Genomic DNA, 20,834 nt, shown 5'->3' on the forward strand with positions numbered 1-20,834 from the left:
GGCGCAATGGCGGAGGAATGTATCCAGATCTGACTTTGTTGTAATCAGAAATGGTTATTTGTGAGGAACTGATTTTTCTCAGGTTCCTCCTACAACGATATTTCAGAAATCACGAAGTCATCGCTTCCTTGTTATCCAATGATTCTTTCTCCAGTTGTTTCTGTCCCCAATTGTGTAAATGATTGATAAAAGGCACTAATTCCAGACCTGTATCGCTCAAGGAATATTCTACCTTGGGTGGCACAACGTGGTACATCTTTCGGATGATTAATTTATCTTCTTCCAGTTCGCGTAAGGTTTGGGTAAGCATTTTAGTGGTAATGTCTGGCAATGTCCTGCTCAACTCTCCATAACGCAATACAGCTTGCATGCTCAGGTGCCATAAGATGCGGCCTTTATATTTTCCTCCGATACGTTTAAAAGCATATTCAACGCCACATCTCTGTATACACTCGGGAATTTTTGATTTATTTTTCATTTTAAATAAGGGTCAAACTATTGATTATCAACAATACATTCTTTTAAGTATGTAACATACAAATAAGTACATACTTGTCAAAGGTAATCAAACGGTCTAAGTTTGTAGCTCATTAATTTATACAGTTATGGAACAATTTGAGGATAAAATAAATACGATAGAAAATGGAATGATGAAAGCTGTTCGCCAACACGAATTCGGCGGACCAGAAGTGTTGGTATATGAGGATGCACCGGTGCCAGAAATAATGCCAGGTGAAGTGCGTATCCGCGTTCATGCAGTGGGACTCAACCCTCCCGACTGGTATCTACGTGACGGCTATAGAACTCTTCCTCCGGAATGGCAGCCGAAGGTGAATTTCCCAATTATCCTGGGAACAGATATATCGGGTGTTATTGAGGGAGTCGCTGAGGATGTTACAGATTTCAATGTTGGTGACGAGGTATACTCAATGGTTAGATTTCCCACCGGAATGATGGCTGAGAGTCAGGGTTATGCTGAATATGTAACTGTTCCTGCATCAGAAGTAGCGCTTAAGCCAGCAGGTATAGATCACATCCATGCCGCGGCAGCGCCGATGTCATTGCTAACTGCCTGGCAATTTTTGATTGAACTTGGGCATGACGAGCAAAATCCCTTACAGTCCTTTAAACACGAACCTGTTCCGCTGGAAGGCAAAAGGGTAGTGATCAACGGTGCTGGAGGAGGGGTGGGACATTTCGCGGTACAACTCGCGAAATGGAAGGGTGCATATGTCATCGCGGTGGCATCAGGTAAGCATGAAGCGTTCCTGCGCGATCTTGAGGTGGATGAATTTATTGACTATACCAAGATTGTTCCCGAAAACGTTGTTCATGATGTTGATCTTGTTTTAGACGGAGTTGGCGGTCCTACGACTGGCAGATTTCTACGTACGATAAAACGTGGTGGTGCCTTGTTCCCGGTTTTCCCATTAGGTTTCACAGATGCTGAAGTGGGTAAAGAACTTGGTGTAACGGTATCAGCAACGCAGGTTCGTTCGAGTGGTGCGCAGCTCGCAGAACTAGCTCCATTACTTAACGATGGAACAATACGGGTAGCCATTGACAGTACGTTTCCGCTATCCGAAGCCCGCAAAGCACATGAACGTGCCGCTCAGGGTAACATCCAGGGTAAAATAGTTCTTACTGTAAGTTAGTGGATGAGATAGGTGCTCCCTGCTGCCGCACTAACAATTATAACTCATAATTTCTATTGGGCCTGAAGATTTGGATAAAACTTCAGGCCTTTTCATAAGATCTATTCTCCATTTCGGCTACAACCTAGCGACTTTTGCATACATTTTACCCTGGCGTATCCTGCAACTTTGATGTAACAAAAAACATCAGATATGGATTTACAAAATAGCACAGTTCTGATCACCGGTGGGACCAGTGGAATCGGGTTGGAACTGGTCAAACAACTTACTGAACTTGGTACCCAAATCATCATTACCGGTCGTGATCAGGATAAACTAGCGGAAACCCAAAGGCAATTTCCTAATGTGCAAACTTTTCAAAGTGATGTCAGCAATCCGCAGAATATCAGGCAGCTTTATGAAACTGTCACCCGGCAATTTCCCGACCTGAATATCATCATCAACAATGCTGGAGAGATGCGGCTGCTGGACCTGCAGGATACCGAAAAAAGCCTCGAGGACATTTCGCGGGAGATTGATATCAATCTTTCTGGAACCATCCAAATGGTGCACCAATTCTTACCGCAGCTAATTAAAAAGGATTCTGCAGCCGTTGTGAATGTTTCGTCGGGCATTGCTTTTATGCCCTATTCGGTAGCACCGGTGTACAGTGCCAGTAAAGCAGGAGTGAGGGCTTACACACAATCTTTGCGTTTGCAGCTGAAAGGGTCCAGCGTAAAGGTTTTTGAGATGATTCCTCCAGGCGTCAATACCAATCTGCAAAAAGACTGGGTGTTGCCAACTAATGAATCCATGATGATGGATGTCGGGAAAATGGTTAGCGTGGCCATCAAGGGATTGCAAAAAGACCAAACGGAACTCAAGCCTTTCCTCATTAGTGTCATCAAATTGGTAAGTCGGCTCATACCAGGTACTCTGATCAATTTCGGGCACAGAGAATTTGAAAAATTCAAGCAATTAAATAGTAACATAATCCCTAATTAACATGAAAAAAACAATTTTAGCGGCAATCATGATGCTTTTAACAATGGCAACTTTTGCTCAGAAACTACCAGCAGAGCAGATTCTTGGCACTTGGCAATGTACTGACTATACTATAGAGGTTTATAAAGCCGCCGGTACATATTCGGCCAAACTTTTGTGGTCAAGTGATATGTTTGAGGGCGATGGGAAAACATCCAAAAGAGATTTGAAGAACCCTAACGAAAAACTAAGAAACAGGCCGGTGCAGGGGCTGACACATATCACGGGACTTGTCTATAAAGATGGCGAGTTTGTAGATGGCAAATTATATAGTGTGCAGGATGGAAATATGTATAGCCTAAAAGCCAAGCTTAACGGTGTTGATGACCTCGAAACAAGGGGTTATAAAGGTGTACCTATGCTAGGCAAAACATACAAATGGAAACGTATGCAATAACAAAATCTAAAAGCAATGATAAAAAACATTATTTCATTAATACTGCTGATCGTATCTGTATCGCTCAGCTTTAAACACGCATGGGATACGGCACATTATCAGACCAACCCGACATCGCTGGACATGATGACAACCCTCGGGATAAATAAGTCGGCCGTACCGGTATTCGTGATTTTGACTCTCGCTATCGGTGTGCTTTTGCTTATCCCTCAGACATTCTTTCTCGGGAATATGCTGAATGCTATTTCTATCCTCCTGATCATGGGACTAGCATTACGCTCGGGAAACTATAAGATCGCTTTGATGGAGATTCCTTTTTTAGCGATGCCACTTATCATGATCTGGCTGAAATATCCTTTTAAAAATTAACTAAATTGCCATATGTCTAACGATGTGCCATATAGAATTAAGTCGATAACAGAGATTCACCGCTTGATGGGGCTGCCAAAGCCTCATCATCCTCTCATCAGTATTGTTGATCTCAAAGGGTTTAAAAATGACCATGATATCGATGCTGTGATTTTCGATCTGTATGTGATCTCCATGAAAAGGGGCTGCGACAACCTGTTTTACGGACAGCAGAAGTATGATTTTGATGAAGGCTTGATGGGCTTCATGTCCCCGGGGCAGGTCCTGCGTGGCGAGGAGAATGGTCTGCCGCCAGCTTTGGAAGGTTGGATGCTTTTTATACACCCCGATTTCCTCTGGAATACATCGCTTGCAGCAAAGATTAAGAAATACGAATTCTTTAGCTATGCGACCAATGAAGCGCTGTTTCTTTCTGATAAAGAAGAAACTGTTATCAATGGCATTATCATGAATATCAGAAATGAATATCATACCAACATCGACAAGTTCAGTCAGGATATTATTATTTCAAATATTGAAACACTGCTGAATTACGCCGAACGCTTTTATCAGCGGCAATTTATTACCCGGAAGATAACGAATAGTAGGATACTGGGCAGATTGGAGGAGCTAGTGGATGGATACCTCAACAATGATGCTTTGCTCTCAAAAGGGGCTCCAACGGTGCAGTATGTTGCTGAAACTTTGAACATATCCTCTAAATATCTGAGTAGCTTGCTGAAACAACTAACTGGACAAACTACCCAACAGATCATCCAGGAGAAGCTGATTGAAAAAGCGAAAGAAAAGCTGTCTACGACTGAACTATCCGTGAGTGAGATTGCCTACGGTTTAGGCTTTGAGCATTCTCAGTCATTCAGTAAATTATTCAAAAGCAAGACCAAACAATCACCATTGGCGTTTCGGGCTTCCTTTACTTAGAGACCACTTCAACTACATAAACAAATCTGGTGTAACTCTCTTAATGTAATTATCGTATAATTTACTTTCAGTGCTCAAAGGATTATATGTGATATAATGAATATACCTATTTCTGAATATATCAGCATAATGTATTTCTATATCACACCCTACACTGACCTTGGATTTATAACCACTATCACTAATTATAACCTTCGGCTCACCAATGGCATAAATAGTCAGGTTATAGTTAGGATCCAATTGCTTTGTGTGATAGGGCTCCCTAATTAACCAATTAGTGTCTGAAACTTTTATATCAATATCTTTGATCGAGTTTTTGGCAATATTCTTTATCGAGAAGCCGAGATGTGTCCTTGTTTTATCTTCATTTTCTGGATTTATTTCAGTGTCAACTCTTCCCATGGTAGAAGAAAATGATGGTACAACTTCTGATTGAAAACGTGCCTGTTCAATCTGTTGAACTTTCAATTGTGAACTCAATGTTTCCTGTTGTGATTTAAGAACTTTATTCTGTGATCGGAGAGTTAAATAAACTAGAATCCCAGTTCCAGCAGTGACAAAAAAGACGCCCCAGTCTGAAACCGTTCCCCATACTTCTGCGTCAAATGCGCCAAAATTGTTAATGTTCATATGATAAAGAGGTTAACGGAAAGCAAGAATTTTTCTTGATCATAAAAATTATATATTTTAAATTATCTGAACAGCAAATTAGTCAAAAAAACACATTACCGTAAATACAATTTCAATATCTGAGTGTCATATACTGTATACCAATTCCGGGTACAGTTCAATATGGCGGACGAAGAGACATTAAACCTCGACTTCGGTCACTATAGTAGCTTCAAATTGTGCATAGAAGCCAAGCATTAACATCTACTACTTCCTCAGTATAAAACTGGGAATGTCCCCGCCGTCTCTTTTAGCGATAAAAGGAAAATGTAATTTAGTATAAACGATTGTTCATTTGAAATATATGATTTCTGAATGCTCTACATCTTGGACCTGATACAACTATTGCCAATTCAGAATCAATTAGGTACCCTTTAAATCTAAAATATGATGAAAACACATAGTGCAAAAGAAGAAAGAAAACTTTCAGCAAAGGTTGGAATTAAGGCTACAGCGCCAATAATCTTATTTGGTAATCTCACATTGCCGCCTTGGGTTGAAGGAGGAGGAGGAGGTGGTGGTGGACCACAGTTCCCAGGTAATGATCCATTTCCTGGCGGAGATCCAGGGAGTGGTGGAGTAGGAGGTGGTTGCGGAGGCTATGGTGAATGGATGGCAGGTCAAGTTACAGTAGCTAGCGATTTCGTATCAGAAACTGTTACTAATATTGATCCCTCACATAGGACAATCACATACACCTGGATACCTTTCAAACAGGTGGGCAATATTTATAGATATGAAAAGTCGTGAGGTAGCCACACAAGAGTTGATAGCTGGTTCGTGGGAATTTACAGCACTTTCACATCAAGGCGTTATACTGGCTGGTTTAACTTCTGGATTTACCCTGCAGTGGTTTGATTTGAATACACCCGAAACTTCAATTACTCCAACTGTAGCAACAGTGACATTAAATTTTAGAATTAGACAATCATTCAATTGCGGTGGTTTTCCTTTTGAATGGAACATGAGATTTGCTGATGGCAGTACTAACGGATATGCTCAACATCATTTTTATGTGTGATAAGCTTATGAATATGTATTTCAATAGAAGAAATTCCTTACTTGTGATTGCGATTATCTTGATATTCTGTGCATTTACCCATTCAAAAGTTGATTCCAAATTTAAAGCCTTACATATCAGTTGGGTTTTTCAAATGTTAATTGATGGGGAACTTGTTGCGGAACGCCAGTATGCTGACGTTTTTTGTTCAAAAGACTACCTCATTGCAAGAACGCGTCAAAATAATTTTACAGTTGATACCAGACTGAAACCTGGCACCAATGAAGTATTGGAAGAAAAGACTACTATCGATTCTAGCTACGTCTATTATATCAGTAAAAAAGGGGAAAAGTATGGACTTGCTTTTAATTCGTCGATCTATAAAACAGGAAAGCATATTAAAATTGATGTGGACTCTTTTATTAATTCAACCCTAACACCTCCTGCATTTTTCTATAGCGTAAAAAGTAAGGGAAAAGATTCAATGTACGTTGAGCGTGACGTGGACAAGGGAATATTGATAGAAAAATATCTAAACAGAAGGCGAGAGGTCCAGGAACCTGACTCCAGCTATTTTTATTTCAGAAAAAAGCCAATGCCATATTCGTTTATTGTAAAAGATAAACGCGATGATGATATGTACCTCTATAAAATGAGAGCAATCTGTAATGCAAGCCCCAACGGGAAATTTCCAAATATCAATTATCCTGTAAAGAAGTATGAACATGCTTTTGAAATTATAGAAATTGATGTTCCGGAACCTGAATTGCAGAAGGTAATTGAGAGTTTTAAGCAAGCCAGTCAGATCATAAAGTAGGCGCTGTTTACATAGACAGCGCCTACATAGTTGAGCTCGAGATTAAGCTAGTATTTTTTCATCCATAAATATATCGCATTCGTCCAGCCAAAACCATCCTGGTTTGGATATTCTCCACCTCCGGCTGGGAGATCAATATCTACTACATTGTACTTCTCCATCATCTTACCAGTTTCTCTGAAAACCTTATCATTCAAAGCAATCCAACGATTCTTCAATTCGTCTGCAGTATCATCAAAATTGTAATTGCGAAGCGCTACGTAGGTCATGTATTGCAGAGGAGCCCAACCATTAGGGAAGTCCCACTGCTGGCCACTCTCGTACAGCGAGGAAACAACTCCGCCATTTTTCAGGAAGCTCTCCTTGATATGTTCATGAACATGACTCGCCTGTTCGTCGGTAGCAATCTTGAAAACCAGCGGATATACTGCTGCCAGAGACATGATTTTGGTGGATTTATTTAAGGATATATCGTAGTCCATGAAAAATTGCTTCTCTTCATTCCAGCAATATTGCATGATTGCTTTCTTCCTCTGTTCAGCCTTCTCCAGAAAATGGCCGGAAGGTTCAGAAAATTCGCTATGGTCATACGCTTTTGACAAGGTTAACTCCAATTCGTATAAAAGGCAGTTTAAATCTACCGGTATCAGGTCTGTTGTTTGAACGCTTTCTATATGATCGGCATCCCTGAACCAGCGGCAGGAAAAATCCCAGCCCGACTCGCAAGCTGCCCTGATGTGCCTGTAAAATGTTGAAGGCTCCACACCATATGAAGTAGTCTGATGCGCCATTTCAACATCTTCATGATATGATTCAGGACGGGGAGCAGCAAGATCATCCCAGTATCGGTTCAGGAAACTTCCGTCTGGCAGTAAAACTACCCGTCGGAACTTCGTTTCACTGTCTGACAGGCGGAAGTACCCATCCATCCAGTAATTGTATTCTTTCTGAAGGTGCGGAAGATATTTGGCAAATACTTCCGGTCCGTCAATCTCTGCGAGCAGAGATATCATTGGAGCGAAAAAAGGAGGCTGGGAGCGGGTAAGGTAATAACTCCTGTTTGCATTTGGAATATGGCCATATGCATCAACCAGGTATGCGAAGTTATCAACCATATCTCTGATAAGATCATACTTGCCTGCAGTTTGTAAACCTAACATTGTGAAGTAGCTATCCCAATAGTACAGGCCTCTGAACCTGCCGCCGGGAACAATATAAGATTTTGGAACAGGCAACATGGAGCAATCTGACTGCGTTGCCCGTGTTAACAGTGGCCAGAGCCGATTGATATGTTCAGTGGTAGGCAGCGTTTGGTCGCTGATATAATCTGTTTTGATAGGCTGCGGTATCTCAAAATACGCTTCTACAAATTCAGCAAGATTAAAGTTCTCCAAATGTTTCTCAATTTCATATAAACTCAGGATTTCTTCAGGAGAACGCTTGGGGCAACAATCAGCAAATGTTATTGAATCAGAAAAGATTTGTTGCATTTGCACATCGTGAAACAAGGGGCCAAATAACTGATCTGGTGGTAAAATAGCAGGTACTACACTATATATTGGTGAGGGATTCGTCGATATCATTATGTTGTGTTTTTAATAATAACGCATTTCCGGCATTTATGTTAGGTTTTTTTCTATACTTTGGAAGCGAATTTTATTCCAACGATCCAGAACGCATAGCCGTGCATATTAATTCTGCCACATTACGTACTTTAAATTTATCTAACAGCGCTTGCCTGTGACCTTCAACAGTTCTTTTACTTAAAAATAATTCATCACACATTTCATGATTGGTGCGTCCCTTAGAAAGCAGTACCAGCACTTCGTGCTCACGTGAAGATAATTCAAAGTCTGGAGCCTGCAAGGAGGTACGGGGGCGGTTCCGCTCCACATTGCTAAATATATGGTTTATTGCCAGGGAAGGGCAAATGTACTGTCCGCCTGAATGCACGTGATTGATTGCAAATTTCAATTCATTTGCTGAGGCAGATTTCATCATATATGCACTTGCGCCAGCACGGAATGCTTCATAAACAAAATTGTCATTGTTGTGCATAGACAATACAATGACTTTTACATCTAAAGACTTCTCTTTTATTTTCCTGGTGAGTGCCAGGCCATCCATTACAGGCATATCAATGTCAGTCAATACAACGTCTACCTTAATTTGCTGATCGAGAATTTCTACAGCCTGCAGCCCGTTTTCCGCTTCTCCAACCACATTTATGCTCTTCTCGGATTCCAATAGATATTTTAATCCTTCACGCAGGATAGTGTGATCTTCGGCAATAAGAATGTTAGTCATTAGTGGATTTGTTAGGTAAAACTGATCAACCAACGTTCATTATGGTGTGTAATGAATTAATTAGTGATGATTAGTAACAAGTGATACACAAAAAGGTTGTGAAATTCGTGAATTATTATGCAAGTTATGCTTCTCTAATACTTCAGATCGTGTATAAATTGCCCATGTTAAGTGATTTTTAAATAGCTTAACCACTGTATTTCTTCCATCTCGAATCAATCAGGTCGGTGATCACCGTTTTCAGCCTTTCCAGCGCTTGTTCACCATTTGTTAAGAGCATTTCATGTTGAGGCGAATTCTTATCCGGTAACCTTTTGAGCATTTGTAAGGCAAGGGTAAGGCCTAATACCGGGTTTTTAATGTCATGGGCAATGTTACTCAGCAATAGCTTATGTTCTGTGATTAAATGCTCCTGTTCTTTTAATTCGCTGTTCTGCGGAGTAAAATCTACATAAGTGATGATCACGCCAGCAATTCGTTTTTCTTTGCGGATCAGGTAAGGTAAGATGTTGACCCTGTACCAATGAAGATCAGTGGTTTGGATTTCCTTTTCCAGCATTTGCCCTGTAGAAATAACTGTTTTGATATTCTCAATGATTTCAGGAAATTTAAAGGTTGCGAAAATAAGCTTCAGCTGACTGCCAATAAATCCTGGTTTCAACTGAAACTTTTTCATTGCCAGAGGAGTAAACTTGCAAAGCACCAATTCAGCGTCTACATAAAGCTGGGTAACAATGGTATTAGCAAAGTAATTTTCCAGTTCTTCGTTCAGCGTAATCAATGAACTTATTCGATCATTTTCTTCGACCATAAAGGGTAATTGGCTTACCCTTATTGGCGCGCAATTGTAATGTACCTAAAAGATATTGCATTCAGGTATTTTATCTCCAAGAAGAGGTAATTTGCAATAATATTGAATAGGTATGTTTGTATACAGACCATTAATAATATGCCTTTAATAAATACCAAGCCTGTAAAAAATACCAGGTATTTTAGAGCCAGGATTTTGATTATTGAGGATGATGAACCTACAGCCTCCGTCTTGCATGATTTCTTTCAGATGTTTGGTTATGAATGTATTACCATTCCATTCGTGGTTGATATTGTTGACGTTACAAAGGATGTCAAGCCCAGTCTGATCATTATGGATTATCTGTTGCCAAAAGCTAATGGTGGTGAAATGTGTGGTCGTTTGAAACGCGATGTTGCTTTGGGTCAGATCCCGGTAATTATATGCTCAGCCTACAATAAGGAATATTTATCACTGGACAAGTACCTTTCTGACGCCTTTATTGCAAAGCCATTTGATCTCGATGATTTATTATATACAGTACATAGATTATTATATAAACCCAATAGCTATTTTCCAGTTGTAAATGTTTAAGAATATTATTTACCGGACTTGCCTTGAAAAATACCTGTCAGATCAGGTATCTTATTATCAACACTATAAGCTATCAACTGTTAATCAGGTAACATATTCCTTTGAGCTATGAAACCTATATCAATTTGGGCTGCCAATGCCCAATCAGAGTTTACGGACCTAGAGCCCCTTGCTATCATAGATACAGATGAGATCAAATTAGAGGCATATCTTTCCAGTGATTCCTTCTTGCTGGTCTACAAGTGGCCAGACCAAAGCACTTCCTGTTTTCGGACCGCATTCTCAGCGTCAGGCAACCTGTGGTTTGTGTCCCGAGAAAAGAAGGGGAGCTCTACCATTTACAAATTGGAGTCTTCAACTTTTACGTACACGGTAAATATACAATTTCCCGAATCTCCCTTGGCACTATTCAGATATACCGTAGTGGTCAGGCCGAAACTAAACCTATTGATTAAATTTTGGCCAAAAGACATCTTAAGTTTTAACAAAAGAGGGACCATCACTGATAACGGTGACATCCATACGAATCAGAAAGGTACCAGATCGGGCATAATTTTTTTCAATTCTGGTATAGCAGGCAGTGTATTTTACTTCCAGAACCTAACGGCTATTAATGATTATTTCCAACAAACAGAGACATCTGCTGCAGATACCGTAGGTGGCAGCTGGCCTGAGGTTGGATTTTCTTTGCCTTCCGGGGAGAAACCGCTGCTGAAAAATTTATCCTATACAGTTTCTGATGCTTTTATCACCCTCAATAAAGAAGCGGTAACCAAAATTTCAGATATCTCTACACGCTACCTGGATCAGTTGGCAAATACGTACCTGGTTATTCCAAGGCCCGAGCGCGTTTACCACAACTGGCTTGATACGGTAGAAAATGGGTTAAATGACCTTCTTTACCATAAAGGATGCTGGACATTTGGGGGCGGGCATACCTATCTGAATGCTTACGTTGCAGATTATAAAACCCCGCCTGAGATTATGGTCCAGCTTGCGGTACTATTACCTATGATGGATTATGTGGCCTGGAAGGGTGAAAAGAACCATCAGCTCATAGATGAATTGAAGGCAGGGATTGCCAGCTTTTATCAGGAAGATATGGGCACTATCGTTCGCTGGCTTCCGGCTTTGGAATCGCAGCTGGATCACTCTGAAGAACAAAAGACTCCAAGAGTTATGGACTCCTGGTATCTTCACCACCCGCTAATGAACCTGGCCCGGCTTGCAGAAAAGGGAGAGCCGGAAGCACGCGACATACTCATGAACTCTATAGACTATGTCATCAGGGTAGCGCATAAGTTCAAATACGAGTGGCCAGTCTTTTATCAAATGGATACACTACACATCATTAAAGCAGAAACTTCAGAAGGTGAAGGTGGGGAGAAAGATGTACCTGGTACCTATGCAGACCTTATGCTTAGAGTGTGGAAGATTACTGGTGAGAAAAAATACTTTGAGGAAGCTGTAAAATCTGCAGAGCATCTAAAAGGGCTGGGTTTTAATATCTTTTATCAAGCGAATAATACTGCATATGCAGCAGGTGCGCTGTTACGGTTATACAAAGAAACCAGTAAACAAGTATATCTTGACCTGAGCTACGACTGCCTTGCCGGAATTTTCAACAATGTACAACTTTGGGAATGCGATTATGGACATGCCAAGAACTTCCCGACATTTTTTGCCGTATTCCCGCTTAAAGACGCGCCATATACTGCTGCTTATGAAGAGCAGGAAGTGTATGCGGCATTGCACGATTATCTTCAGCAAGCTGAGGGTATTGATATCCTCCCTTCGGTACGGCTGCTCATCTCTGAATTTGTCCGTCACATGCTGGGCCGCGTAGCCTATTATTATCCGCCAATGTTAACCGAGGATATGCTGGTGAAAAAAACCAAAACCGGAGAAATAGACCCCAAGCTGTGGATAGCACTTGAAGATTTGCATGATGGCTGGGAGCAAAACGGAGAGGTTGGCCAGGAGGTCTACGGCGCTGGCATCGCTTTTGGCGTTATTCCCAAACAATACTTTAAGGTTCCCGGTGAAGACTTCACCATCTTCTGCGACTATCCTGTAAAGGGATTTAAATTACGGAAGGATACGGTGAGCTTAACCCCTGACGGTGATCCCGCACTTTATTGCAGGATTATTATTCTCACTGAAGGCAATTCGGGAGATCATGAGTTTATGGTTACCGATAGTTTAAAAAGCTCAGAATTGAAACCGTTAAAATCGAATTCAAAGCTGATCGAGTATCAGTTGAATGGGGGCCAGAGTATAAAGATCAAGTGGCAGGTAAAGAAAAAGGCCCGAACTATATAAGTTCGGGCCCAGTGTCTATCGAATCAATGATAGTTGTTGGATTTCATTACTTCTCCGATGAGTAGTCACTCCAGGATGCTACACCATCAGGTTCAGCAGCTTTCACTTCTTCGCTGCGTAACTGACTCATTTCCTGGTCAATTTCATCTGTTTCTTCCAGTTCAGTGGTCTTTGGATCTTCCAGATCTGTTAGGCCCTGAGTGTCTTGGACATGCTCCAGGGGTTTTTCAATATATTCCCACTCTTTACCCAGATCGGGCATTTCGCCCTCGTTCCATGGTCCGCGGACGCTTTTTTCCGGAGAGAAATTAAAGTATTGCTGCGTGAATCTAGGGTCGGCCTGCAATACACCAGGAGGAAAATTAGGCTGGATGGTTTCCAGTGCGGCTTCAAACATTTTATAGTGCGCCACCTCACGCGTCATCAAAAATGAAAGTGTATCCTTTACATAAGGGTCATCCGTAAATTTCATCAAATGTTCATATACCAGCTTTGCTCTTGATTCGGAGGCCAGGTTGCTACGAAGATCTACAGTTAGGTCACCGTTGGAATGGATATATGATGCACACCATGGAATACCCTGACTATTGCGCAGGGTTGGTCCCCCACCAGTAATGATGGGAAACTGCGGATTAGCGGTGAGCGCGGCATGAATGATATTTTCCTTTGCTGCTTTGCCTTCCAGAACTTGCATGATCTCCGATGAGTCTGCAGCATTCTTTAATTCCCCGTTTACTCCTTTGAGAAGCATCTGAATAGTTGCACCAACGATCTCGAGATGAGAGAATTCTTCGGTGGCAATATCCATCAGCATATCATATTTGTCGGGATGTGGCTGCTTGGCACCAAATGCCTGTGTAAAATACTGCATGGCAGCCGCAAGCTCCCCATTTTCACCGCCGAACTGTTCCAGCAGGATGTTAGCAAAGGCTGGATCCGGTTTGGATACACGGGCATTAAATTGTAGATCTTTTGAATGATGAAACATAGTGGTAGATATTAGATTTGTTGAGATGTTGGACTTGAATGATTAGATTAGCTGATGGTACCAGCGTTTTTTCTTTGTGGATTTTAACTTGAGAAACAGATATAGCCCTGCTACCGCTACAATGCCGACTTTGAGAGCCATTTTTTTAGGTTTGTATTTCCATTCCACACGCCATCCTCTTTCAGCAGCAATATTTGGTAGATAACCTTCACTGATATCTTTAACAACACCCTCCACCATATTTATCCGGTCGGCTAGTATAAGCGGAATCCAATGCCGGTATCTGTCTTCACTATGTGAAAAGGCATATCTGCGGATTACACCACTGAGTCCTGAAGGAGGTACCGTATTTCCAAATACCCGTGTCGGTGCAGGACGTTCAGTAGAGAGCAGAATTTCCAGGTCGATAGGCTGCTGGTCCGCACGTTCATAATTAATGCGGTTATGATCGTCACCTGTCCAGGTCTTCATAGGGTATGTTGGTTCATTTTCCGGGTCAGCGTCCATCCCCCAGCCAGGTATATTTTTATAGTTGAACTTTGTATCTTTCATATATTTAAGATTTTGTAGAAGGGATCAAGACAGTTTTTATACAGTTATCCAGTTTTGAAGAAAATAGCCGGTAGGCATCTGCCACTTCTTCCAAAGGTACTCTGTGGGTGATCAATCCTTTGGGATTTAACCTTCCTGATTGCACATGGTCGATTAGTTTAGGCAGCAGGCGCTTTACTGAGGCCTGATTGGCGCGGATAGTGATCCCTTTGTTTACGACATTGCCGATTGGGATCAGGTTGAATGGTGGGCCGTATACGCCAACTATAGATACAATACCACCCTTTTTAACTGAATTAATTGCCCACTGCAGGGCGGTTCCTGCCCCAGACTGCATAAGCATTATCCGTCCGCTGAATGTTTGCAACGTATTACCTTCAGCTTCACAGCCCACACAATCTATACAGACATCGGCTCCGTACCAATCCGTCGTTTTTTTAAGGAAAACCACCGGGTCTTCCATATCCTTGAAGTTGTAGGCTTCACAATGGGCATAATTCTTTGCAAATTCCAGGCGATAATCAATATGGTCAATAATGATTACTCTTGATGGGCCAAAGAACCAGGCACACCTTGCAGCCATGATCCCGATCGGCCCGGCGCCAAAAATAACTACAGTATCACCTTGCTTGATACCACCCATTTCTGCGGCCTGATACCCTGTGGGTACTACATCAGTTAACAATACGGCATCATCCGGATCCATATCTGCTGGAATTACAGTAGGTCCAACGTCTGCGTAAGGTACCCTGACATATTCTGCCTGTCCGCCAGCATAGCCACCAGCAGTATGTGAATAGCCAAAGATACCGCCCACAGCAGTAGCCATAGGGTTGGATTCATGACAATTCCCATAAAGCCCTTGTTTACAGAAATTACATCTGCCGCATGCAACATTGAATGGTACAAGTACCTGATCGCCGACTTTCAATTTCTGCACTAAAGGCCCTACCTCTTCTACAATCCCGGTAAATTCATGTCCGAAGGTTGAACCTACCCTAGTGTCTGGTACCATTCCGTGATAGAGATGCAGATCTGAACCGCAAATACAACTTCGAGTGACGCGAATGATCGCATCTTCGGGATGAAGAATTTCCGGCATGGGCCGCTGTTCTGTCCGGATCCTATAAGGACCCCTGTAATTCATCGCTAGCATATGTCTTGTTTATAATAGGTAATGATTGTTTAAGATTATTACCATGAACATCTACAACCAACTGAGGTTTTCAGAAGAGGACAGATCACGTATTTAGCTTTTACTTTAGCGTATTTGTACGTAGCTTATCAGTAAAAAGTACCAACATCCTGTAGAGTGTATTTGTTATAGCTAAAGCAATTTCTTTACTACTACTTTTATACATTCCAGGGCTGTGGGCATTCATAAATGAAAACTGATATGAAAGGCCGAGGGATAAAATTGACGGTTTTGCAAATTCTGATGATTTATAAAACCAATTGCTTAAGAGCCTGTTAATGTTAAAAAAAATATCGCATTATGGGATTTATAAAGAACGCAATTGTTGGTGTCGCGATATACGAGGCCATCAAGTACCTAACTAAAAAAGACGCGCTGGGTTATTCGAAATTCGACGAACTTAAAGAGCAGGCGCCTGAATGGCTCGAGAAAGCAAAAGATGCTGTATCGGAAGTTAAACAGGGAAAATTACCACAAGTATAATTGAAAGGCCGCATAATTGCGGCCTTTTATTTTATTTTTAAGTCATTAACACAGTTACCGGATACTTTAGAACGGATATCTCCGTTTAGGGACAACTAGATATTAAAAATAATCGTAGTTGATAGAGTTATTAGCAAATTGTGAGATTAACTACGATTGCGACTAAATACTAAAAATATTAGTATATGTTTGTGCTATGAAGCAAAGCACGGCAGTTGTAATCAACAAAAGACTTTATGAAATCCATCATCCTATAGGGGATGCTTTTAAATACAGAGTAGTATCTCAAAAGATAGATCTGGGATGGATTTTCATAGTTCAAAAGGACAACAACGGTTATCATATGTGGTCCGGATCCAATACTCAACTTATCGAACTGGCCAATGGTCTTGGCTACGTGATCGATTTTTATAACGACGTGAGTTAAGTTGAGAATTGAAATATGGAAATGGGATACTTTGCTCGGAAAACGTTAATACCTTCACTAATGGTCTGGGTTAATGGAAGTAAAATGAAACCGCACCTGCCACTGGTACAGTTTCATTTCTTCTCCATGCTTAATCAGGATACAATTCAAATAAATCTATCATATTTTGATTCCGATTACCGAACAAAGCACATTGTACCTGATCTAGCTGTATACTGTACAGCATTTGCTGAACATATGACACCAGTACTGCGCGCCTGGACTAGCAGGAATAATATGACGGAAGTACGTTTTCAATTGAGATTCAATTCATACTTCATTTATAATACTGAAATAGTCTTTAAGATATAATAGAGTAAATAGATAATGTGGTGACTCGTTTTTGCACGTTTCCTACTACTTTACAATATTATTTAATTCAGCGTCAAACAACTTTGCAAGATCTTCAGCTGGTAAAATAGGCGTCTGTTTACCAGTGACAGTGGCCAACTTATATCCCCATTCGGTAGCCGCCTTTCTTTGAGCAGGTGTACCATGATGAGAATCAACGGCAAAGTCGCAATCACCTGTATTAAAAAACACCTCAGCAACTTGTTGCAGGTTTGTTAATGACATCCCTGCTCCCTGAGGATGCGCCAAGAAGTAGGCAGCATAAGCATCAGCCATCAGCTCGATACGGCGGGAGGTTTTTGGAACCAGCTTCATACCCGTTTTTAAGATTCCCAATTCATACTGCAGGTGATGTCCAAGCTCATGGGCCAGGATAGCCTGAGGAGCAACATCTTTGAAACCTAGTTCGTCAAAACCCTTCAAAAGACCATCTCCGATAATGATCTTTGCCGGAATCCTACCCACATTCGCAATGGTAGTGTCTGGGATAGCCAATTGATTAAACGAAAAGGCAGGGTGGTCTCCTTTTAGAAACTGGGGATAGGTTTTTAATAAAGTGCCTATCGAATCAGCATAGCGGTTTGCCTTGTCGTCAGGGTAGTTGAAAACTGTTTTGTACATTTTGAATACTTTTTCCCGGTCCTGCATCATGGATCCATGTGAACCGACTACAAAAACGTTTTTATTGTTGTACTTCCAAAAGCGTTTAAGGTCTTTGTAAACGCTATTGATTTTGTCGGTATGCTCAGCATTTGTACCAAAATATTGGTTTTCGCCACTGTTCTCGTAATGCAATGCGTAAAAATTGGCCATGTCTGGCATGTGCAGTTCTGGACTGGCTGAAATGAGTGTCAGTTCCTGGCCCCATGTTACAAACTGACTAAAAAGCCATAGCCGGAGGGGAGGAGTGGTACAGTTGCCAGGTACCACGTCGGCCAAATCAGGAATAGCGGGATTATTATCCGATTTTCTACAGCCAGCAAGCAGAATTAAAGATGATGCGATAGTTAATGTAATGATATGAATCAGTTTCATAGCATAATTTTTTTTCTTAATGATCTTCATAACGCAAAAATACCCCGTCATTAAACGTGAATGTTTTAATTACCTCTGAAGTGATCAAATTCTAAGATGAAGTAGCCTTTTGATCCATTGAATTGTCATTCTTTAGAGTAAGAAAAGTTCATTGCATTTTGGTCATTAAGCTTATTGATATCCCAATGCCTGTAGCGCAAACAGCTCGGCATAGCGGCCTCCTTTAGCTATTAACTCTTCATGCGAACCCACTTCTTTGATCTCACCTTTCTCAAGTACCAAAATCCGGTCTGCCATACGGACGGTAGAGAAGCGATGTGAGATCATCACCGCCATTTTATTTCGGGTCAGTTCCGTAAACCGCTGAAAGACCTCAAATTCCGCACGGGCATCGAGAGCTGATGTAGGCTCATCCAGTATCATCAGCTGCGCTTCGCGCATGTACGCACGTGCGAGGGCTACCTTTTGCCATTCGCCACCTGAGAGTTCCACACCTTTAGCAAAACGTTTGCCCAGCATCTGGCCATATCCACCCGGTAAATTCTGTGCTATATTGTCTGCCAGGCTCTGTTCTGCCGAGCGGTGGATCAGCTCTTCATTGCCCTGTTCCCGGATATTCCCTGCCGCGATGTTTTGCGAGAAAGTCATCTGGTATCGTAAAAAATCCTGAAAGATAATGCCGATATGCTCACGAAGATCATACAGGTCGTATTCTTTAAGGTCATAACCATCCAGCAGAATGCGTCCTTCAGTAGGGTCATATAAACGCGCCAGCAGTTTCACCAGCGTACTTTTGCCGGCCCCGTTCTCACCCACTAAAGCCACCTTCTCTGCGGGATGCAGGGTAAAATTGAGATTGCGGTTGGCCCAGCGTTCACTGTTCAGGTATTTGAAACCAACGTTCTCAAAGGTAAATCCATGCATGATCGGATTTGGGAAGCATCGCGGGGAATCTGAATTATGAATCTTTGGGTGGATCTCGAAAAATTCAAAGAAGTCGCTGAGGTAGATTGCACCCTGAGATACCGCTGTAAAGCGGGCCAGCATACTTTCCAGCATACTGCGCAACTGACGGAAGGAACCCGCCAGGAAGCTGAGCTCCCCAATGGTCAGCACACCTTTTATCGTTTGCTGGATAATAAAAACATAGGCGCCGTAATACCCCAGGCTTCCCAATAAGGTGAAAAAAGTGCCCCATAGCGAGCGGTTTACAGCAATCTTCGTGTTATCGACATAAAATTGTTGCGATAAAACCTTAAAGCGGTCGATCACAAATCCGGACAGGCTGAACATCTTGATCTCTTTAGCAGTTTCGTCACTCGCGCCGATATAGCGCAGGTAATCCAGTTCCCGTCGTTCAGGTGTTTGGCGGCGGCTTAGCGCATACGTTTGATCATTAAAGTAAGATTCCCCAAGAAAGGCCGGTAATACCGCTATGACCAGCAAAAGGATCAGCCATGGATTAAAAACAATCAGACCGGCCGCCAGCAGACCTATCGATATCAGGTCCTGCAGCTGGCTCAACACTTGCGAAACCAGAACTGTGCGTCCCGCCGTTTGCTGTCGCGCACGTTCCAGTTTATCGTAAAAGATGGCATCTTCAAACTGATCCAGATCCAGGGAAGCTGCGTGCTCCATTATTCGTACAGAAGTATGGTTGGCAAACAGGTCGCCCAGTAGACTGTCCATTAATGTTATAGCACGCGTTAATCCATCAGAAAGGATTGCCAGCAGAAGTTCTGCCGCCACCAATTCCCAGAGGTAAGTTTCTGAAAATGACGACTGATTTCTGGATAGCAGGAGGACCTGATCAATGATCAGCTTGCCGATAAAAAGGAGGGAGAATGGTATGGCGGCTTTGAGTAAGCGCAACACAATATTTGCGGTCATCATTCCCGGACCAGATTGCCATACTAGCCTGAAAAATTGCGGCAGGTTACGAAAGGCACTAAGACGGTCTCGTAGGGTAAGTTTTGTTGTAGGTTTATATGTTTTGGGCATGGGTGACTAAGTCTGGCAGCTAGTGATGATAAAGATGTAATATATGCTAAATTCAAAACTTTGGCTCTAAAATATTGTCATACTTCTGTGCAACAAACTTTACTAATTTACTATCATATTTAGGGCTCTAGAGGCTTAAATATTGTTTTTTGAAAGAGCCAGACAAATCTCCGAGACTATAAAAATTAGATATAATGATACATCCGATTGAACAATACGCAATTAATGCGGTTACTGAACTTAGAAAAAGGCATAATCTAAAACAAAGTGATTTAGCTACAGTACTAAATACTGTACCGTCTTTTATCAGCAATGTTGAAATATCAAGCCATCCGGCGAAGTATAATCTTACTCATCTCCATTCATTGTCAGCTTTCTTTAAAGTGTCGCCAAGAGAATTCTTTCCTGACCAAGCATTTCATATTGATCCAGAAAATGAATAACGCAGATTGTAGTGATTTAAATGTACCTGTTTTACGCGTGCATTTAAACTTATAGAAAGAGAATTGGTCCATTTTAAGGTCTCCCTTATCCATATTATGGACTGTTATTTGCATGTAGATAAATCTAAAACAAAACGCATAATATGGAATCCCACATCGAAGTTATGTATGACGACAGGTATCACGATGCCAGGTCTAAATTCGAGATCCTCATCTATCAAATACAGTCTTCTTACCAGGTCTGGTTTGATAAACGAATTAATGTAATGACGAATGATTTTCCTGACAAAATCTATAATTACTACCGTTATTATTATAATGACAAACATGAAATCGCACTATCTATCAAGGAAGAATTACCAAAAGTTATAAGCAGAGAATGCTCTCAGGCATTTGATTCTATATTCTTATCGAGTGTAGTTATAAATGCTCAATAGGGGGTTATTTGCGTATAAT

Annotated in this window: 24 protein-coding genes; 14 read left to right on the top strand and 10 right to left on the bottom strand. The window is 41.5% G+C overall.

Translation table 11 applies throughout. The annotated features are described in order from the left end of the window. Positions 1-109 precede the first annotated feature (109 nt). Positions 110-478 (bottom strand): helix-turn-helix domain-containing protein, encoded by a 369-nt coding sequence (locus tag OQY15_RS20840; RefSeq protein WP_265793955.1) that lies wholly within the window; start codon positions 476-478, stop codon positions 110-112. A 127-nt stretch (positions 479-605) separates the two neighbouring features. Here OQY15_RS20840 and OQY15_RS20845 point away from each other — a divergent pair, with 127 nt between their 5' ends. From OQY15_RS20845 to OQY15_RS20865, 5 genes are all read left to right on the top strand, one after another. Next, on the top strand, positions 606-1,655 hold the full coding sequence (locus OQY15_RS20845) for an NADP-dependent oxidoreductase (protein WP_265793958.1): 1,050 nt from the start codon (positions 606-608) through the stop codon (positions 1,653-1,655). Positions 1,656-1,847: 192 nt separating this feature from the next. Then, positions 1,848-2,639 (top strand): SDR family NAD(P)-dependent oxidoreductase, encoded by a 792-nt coding sequence (locus tag OQY15_RS20850; RefSeq protein WP_265793959.1) that lies wholly within the window; start codon positions 1,848-1,850, stop codon positions 2,637-2,639. A gap of 1 nt (position 2,640) precedes the next feature. Then, a complete protein-coding gene (locus OQY15_RS20855) occupies positions 2,641-3,075 on the top strand; it encodes a DUF2147 domain-containing protein (protein WP_265793960.1) in 435 nt (144 codons plus the stop codon). A 15-nt stretch (positions 3,076-3,090) separates the two neighbouring features. Then, entirely contained in the window at positions 3,091-3,444 is a 354-nt protein-coding gene (locus OQY15_RS20860; RefSeq protein ID WP_265793961.1) for a hypothetical protein, read from the top strand. A 12-nt stretch (positions 3,445-3,456) separates the two neighbouring features. Next, positions 3,457-4,365: a helix-turn-helix transcriptional regulator gene (locus OQY15_RS20865; RefSeq protein ID WP_265793963.1), complete on the top strand. Its 909-nt coding sequence runs from the start codon at positions 3,457-3,459 to the stop codon at positions 4,363-4,365. A gap of 12 nt (positions 4,366-4,377) precedes the next feature. Here OQY15_RS20865 and OQY15_RS20870 read toward each other — a convergent pair whose 3' ends face one another. Then, the gene (locus tag OQY15_RS20870; protein ID WP_265793964.1) at positions 4,378-4,995 is read right to left on the bottom strand and encodes a hypothetical protein; all 618 of its coding nucleotides are present in this window, start codon (positions 4,993-4,995) and stop codon (positions 4,378-4,380) included. A gap of 426 nt (positions 4,996-5,421) precedes the next feature. Between OQY15_RS20870 and OQY15_RS20875 the strand changes: the two genes are divergently transcribed. The 3 genes from OQY15_RS20875 to OQY15_RS20885 are packed head-to-tail and all read left to right on the top strand — an operon-like array spanning position 5,422 to position 6,851. Next, positions 5,422-5,784, top strand: coding sequence for a hypothetical protein (locus tag OQY15_RS20875; protein WP_265793965.1), 363 nt, complete (start codon positions 5,422-5,424; stop codon positions 5,782-5,784). Then, complete coding sequence (locus OQY15_RS20880; RefSeq protein ID WP_265793967.1) at positions 5,771-6,055, top strand: hypothetical protein; 285 nt, start codon at positions 5,771-5,773, stop codon at positions 6,053-6,055. The genes OQY15_RS20875 and OQY15_RS20880 overlap by 14 nt, the downstream gene beginning before the upstream one ends. Then, the gene (locus tag OQY15_RS20885; RefSeq protein WP_265793968.1) at positions 6,030-6,851 is read left to right on the top strand and encodes a hypothetical protein; all 822 of its coding nucleotides are present in this window, start codon (positions 6,030-6,032) and stop codon (positions 6,849-6,851) included. Before OQY15_RS20880 ends, OQY15_RS20885 begins: the two co-directional genes overlap by 26 nt. Positions 6,852-6,898: 47 nt before the next feature. Here the strand turns inward: OQY15_RS20885 and treF are convergent, their stop codons facing one another. From treF to OQY15_RS20900, 3 genes are all read right to left on the bottom strand, one after another. Then, entirely contained in the window at positions 6,899-8,434 is a 1,536-nt protein-coding gene (gene treF / locus OQY15_RS20890) for an alpha,alpha-trehalase TreF (protein ID WP_265793969.1), read from the bottom strand. A gap of 73 nt (positions 8,435-8,507) precedes the next feature. Next, complete coding sequence (locus OQY15_RS20895) at positions 8,508-9,158, bottom strand: response regulator transcription factor (protein ID WP_265793971.1); 651 nt, start codon at positions 9,156-9,158, stop codon at positions 8,508-8,510. A gap of 187 nt (positions 9,159-9,345) precedes the next feature. After that, on the bottom strand, positions 9,346-9,969 hold the full coding sequence (locus OQY15_RS20900) for a PAS domain-containing protein (protein ID WP_265793972.1): 624 nt from the start codon (positions 9,967-9,969) through the stop codon (positions 9,346-9,348). 138 nt (positions 9,970-10,107) lie between these two features. Between OQY15_RS20900 and OQY15_RS20905 the strand changes: the two genes are divergently transcribed. Beyond that, on the top strand, positions 10,108-10,542 hold the full coding sequence (locus OQY15_RS20905) for a response regulator (RefSeq protein WP_265793973.1): 435 nt from the start codon (positions 10,108-10,110) through the stop codon (positions 10,540-10,542). Between the two features lie 447 nt (positions 10,543-10,989). After that, positions 10,990-12,864 carry a hypothetical protein gene (locus tag OQY15_RS20910; protein WP_265793974.1) on the top strand — a complete coding sequence of 625 codons (1,875 nt, stop codon included), beginning with the start codon at positions 10,990-10,992 and terminating at the stop codon, positions 12,862-12,864. 46 nt (positions 12,865-12,910) lie between these two features. On the opposite strand, the gene OQY15_RS20915 is transcribed toward OQY15_RS20910, so the two are convergent. Genes OQY15_RS20915 through OQY15_RS20925 form a run of 3 tightly spaced genes read right to left on the bottom strand, consistent with a single transcriptional unit; the run spans position 12,911 to position 15,551 of the window. Further along, complete coding sequence (locus OQY15_RS20915; RefSeq protein ID WP_265793975.1) at positions 12,911-13,852, bottom strand: manganese catalase family protein; 942 nt, start codon at positions 13,850-13,852, stop codon at positions 12,911-12,913. Positions 13,853-13,894: 42 nt separating this feature from the next. Then, complete coding sequence (locus tag OQY15_RS20920) at positions 13,895-14,404, bottom strand: hypothetical protein (RefSeq protein WP_265793976.1); 510 nt, start codon at positions 14,402-14,404, stop codon at positions 13,895-13,897. A gap of 4 nt (positions 14,405-14,408) precedes the next feature. Beyond that, positions 14,409-15,551 carry a zinc-dependent alcohol dehydrogenase gene (locus tag OQY15_RS20925; RefSeq protein ID WP_265793977.1) on the bottom strand — a complete coding sequence of 381 codons (1,143 nt, stop codon included), beginning with the start codon at positions 15,549-15,551 and terminating at the stop codon, positions 14,409-14,411. 348 nt (positions 15,552-15,899) lie between these two features. Here OQY15_RS20925 and OQY15_RS20930 point away from each other — a divergent pair, with 348 nt between their 5' ends. Both OQY15_RS20930 and OQY15_RS20935 read left to right on the top strand, forming a co-directional pair. Further along, positions 15,900-16,082, top strand: coding sequence for a YtxH domain-containing protein (locus tag OQY15_RS20930; protein ID WP_265793978.1), 183 nt, complete (start codon positions 15,900-15,902; stop codon positions 16,080-16,082). A gap of 196 nt (positions 16,083-16,278) precedes the next feature. Beyond that, positions 16,279-16,509, top strand: a complete 231-nt coding sequence (locus OQY15_RS20935; RefSeq protein ID WP_265793979.1) for a hypothetical protein — start codon at positions 16,279-16,281, stop codon at positions 16,507-16,509. Positions 16,510-16,905: 396 nt separating this feature from the next. Here the strand turns inward: OQY15_RS20935 and OQY15_RS20940 are convergent, their stop codons facing one another. Next, complete coding sequence (locus OQY15_RS20940) at positions 16,906-17,934, bottom strand: hypothetical protein (RefSeq protein WP_265793980.1); 1,029 nt, start codon at positions 17,932-17,934, stop codon at positions 16,906-16,908. A gap of 171 nt (positions 17,935-18,105) precedes the next feature. Beyond that, entirely contained in the window at positions 18,106-19,935 is a 1,830-nt protein-coding gene (locus tag OQY15_RS20945) for an ABC transporter ATP-binding protein (RefSeq protein ID WP_265793981.1), read from the bottom strand. Positions 19,936-20,129: 194 nt separating this feature from the next. Here OQY15_RS20945 and OQY15_RS20950 point away from each other — a divergent pair, with 194 nt between their 5' ends. Further along, complete coding sequence (locus tag OQY15_RS20950) at positions 20,130-20,378, top strand: helix-turn-helix domain-containing protein (RefSeq protein WP_265793983.1); 249 nt, start codon at positions 20,130-20,132, stop codon at positions 20,376-20,378. A gap of 143 nt (positions 20,379-20,521) precedes the next feature. After that, on the top strand, positions 20,522-20,815 hold the full coding sequence (locus OQY15_RS20955) for a hypothetical protein (protein WP_265793984.1): 294 nt from the start codon (positions 20,522-20,524) through the stop codon (positions 20,813-20,815). Positions 20,816-20,834: the final 19 nt, after the last annotated feature.

Origin of the sequence: Pedobacter sp. MC2016-15, assembly GCF_026239695.1 — a bacterium.
In the GTDB taxonomy this organism is placed as follows: Bacteria; Bacteroidota; Bacteroidia; order Sphingobacteriales; family Sphingobacteriaceae; genus Pedobacter.

What these genes read in the sequence shown, in the direction of transcription:
- OQY15_RS20885 (WP_265793968.1), top strand. Translation starts at nt 6,030, where the DNA reads ATGCTCAACATCATTTTTATGTGTGATAAGCTTATGAATATGTATTTC.
- OQY15_RS20925 (WP_265793977.1), bottom strand. Translation starts at nt 15,551, where the DNA reads ATGAATTACAGGGGTCCTTATAGGATCCGGACAGAACAGCGGCCCATG.
- OQY15_RS20850 (WP_265793959.1), top strand. Translation starts at nt 1,848, where the DNA reads ATGGATTTACAAAATAGCACAGTTCTGATCACCGGTGGGACCAGTGGA.
- OQY15_RS20905 (WP_265793973.1), top strand. Translation starts at nt 10,108, where the DNA reads ATGCCTTTAATAAATACCAAGCCTGTAAAAAATACCAGGTATTTTAGA.
- OQY15_RS20860 (WP_265793961.1), top strand. Translation starts at nt 3,091, where the DNA reads ATGATAAAAAACATTATTTCATTAATACTGCTGATCGTATCTGTATCG.
- OQY15_RS20880 (WP_265793967.1), top strand. Translation starts at nt 5,771, where the DNA reads ATGAAAAGTCGTGAGGTAGCCACACAAGAGTTGATAGCTGGTTCGTGG.
- OQY15_RS20845 (WP_265793958.1), top strand. Translation starts at nt 606, where the DNA reads ATGGAACAATTTGAGGATAAAATAAATACGATAGAAAATGGAATGATG.
- OQY15_RS20920 (WP_265793976.1), bottom strand. Translation starts at nt 14,404, where the DNA reads ATGAAAGATACAAAGTTCAACTATAAAAATATACCTGGCTGGGGGATG.
- OQY15_RS20935 (WP_265793979.1), top strand. Translation starts at nt 16,279, where the DNA reads ATGAAGCAAAGCACGGCAGTTGTAATCAACAAAAGACTTTATGAAATC.
- treF (WP_265793969.1), bottom strand. Translation starts at nt 8,434, where the DNA reads ATGATATCGACGAATCCCTCACCAATATATAGTGTAGTACCTGCTATT.
- OQY15_RS20930 (WP_265793978.1), top strand. Translation starts at nt 15,900, where the DNA reads ATGGGATTTATAAAGAACGCAATTGTTGGTGTCGCGATATACGAGGCC.
- OQY15_RS20865 (WP_265793963.1), top strand. Translation starts at nt 3,457, where the DNA reads ATGTCTAACGATGTGCCATATAGAATTAAGTCGATAACAGAGATTCAC.
- OQY15_RS20840 (WP_265793955.1), bottom strand. Translation starts at nt 478, where the DNA reads ATGAAAAATAAATCAAAAATTCCCGAGTGTATACAGAGATGTGGCGTT.
- OQY15_RS20875 (WP_265793965.1), top strand. Translation starts at nt 5,422, where the DNA reads ATGATGAAAACACATAGTGCAAAAGAAGAAAGAAAACTTTCAGCAAAG.
- OQY15_RS20900 (WP_265793972.1), bottom strand. Translation starts at nt 9,969, where the DNA reads ATGGTCGAAGAAAATGATCGAATAAGTTCATTGATTACGCTGAACGAA.
- OQY15_RS20945 (WP_265793981.1), bottom strand. Translation starts at nt 19,935, where the DNA reads ATGCCCAAAACATATAAACCTACAACAAAACTTACCCTACGAGACCGT.
- OQY15_RS20895 (WP_265793971.1), bottom strand. Translation starts at nt 9,158, where the DNA reads ATGACTAACATTCTTATTGCCGAAGATCACACTATCCTGCGTGAAGGA.
- OQY15_RS20915 (WP_265793975.1), bottom strand. Translation starts at nt 13,852, where the DNA reads ATGTTTCATCATTCAAAAGATCTACAATTTAATGCCCGTGTATCCAAA.
- OQY15_RS20940 (WP_265793980.1), bottom strand. Translation starts at nt 17,934, where the DNA reads ATGAAACTGATTCATATCATTACATTAACTATCGCATCATCTTTAATT.
- OQY15_RS20950 (WP_265793983.1), top strand. Translation starts at nt 20,130, where the DNA reads ATGATACATCCGATTGAACAATACGCAATTAATGCGGTTACTGAACTT.
- OQY15_RS20855 (WP_265793960.1), top strand. Translation starts at nt 2,641, where the DNA reads ATGAAAAAAACAATTTTAGCGGCAATCATGATGCTTTTAACAATGGCA.
- OQY15_RS20955 (WP_265793984.1), top strand. Translation starts at nt 20,522, where the DNA reads ATGGAATCCCACATCGAAGTTATGTATGACGACAGGTATCACGATGCC.
- OQY15_RS20870 (WP_265793964.1), bottom strand. Translation starts at nt 4,995, where the DNA reads ATGAACATTAACAATTTTGGCGCATTTGACGCAGAAGTATGGGGAACG.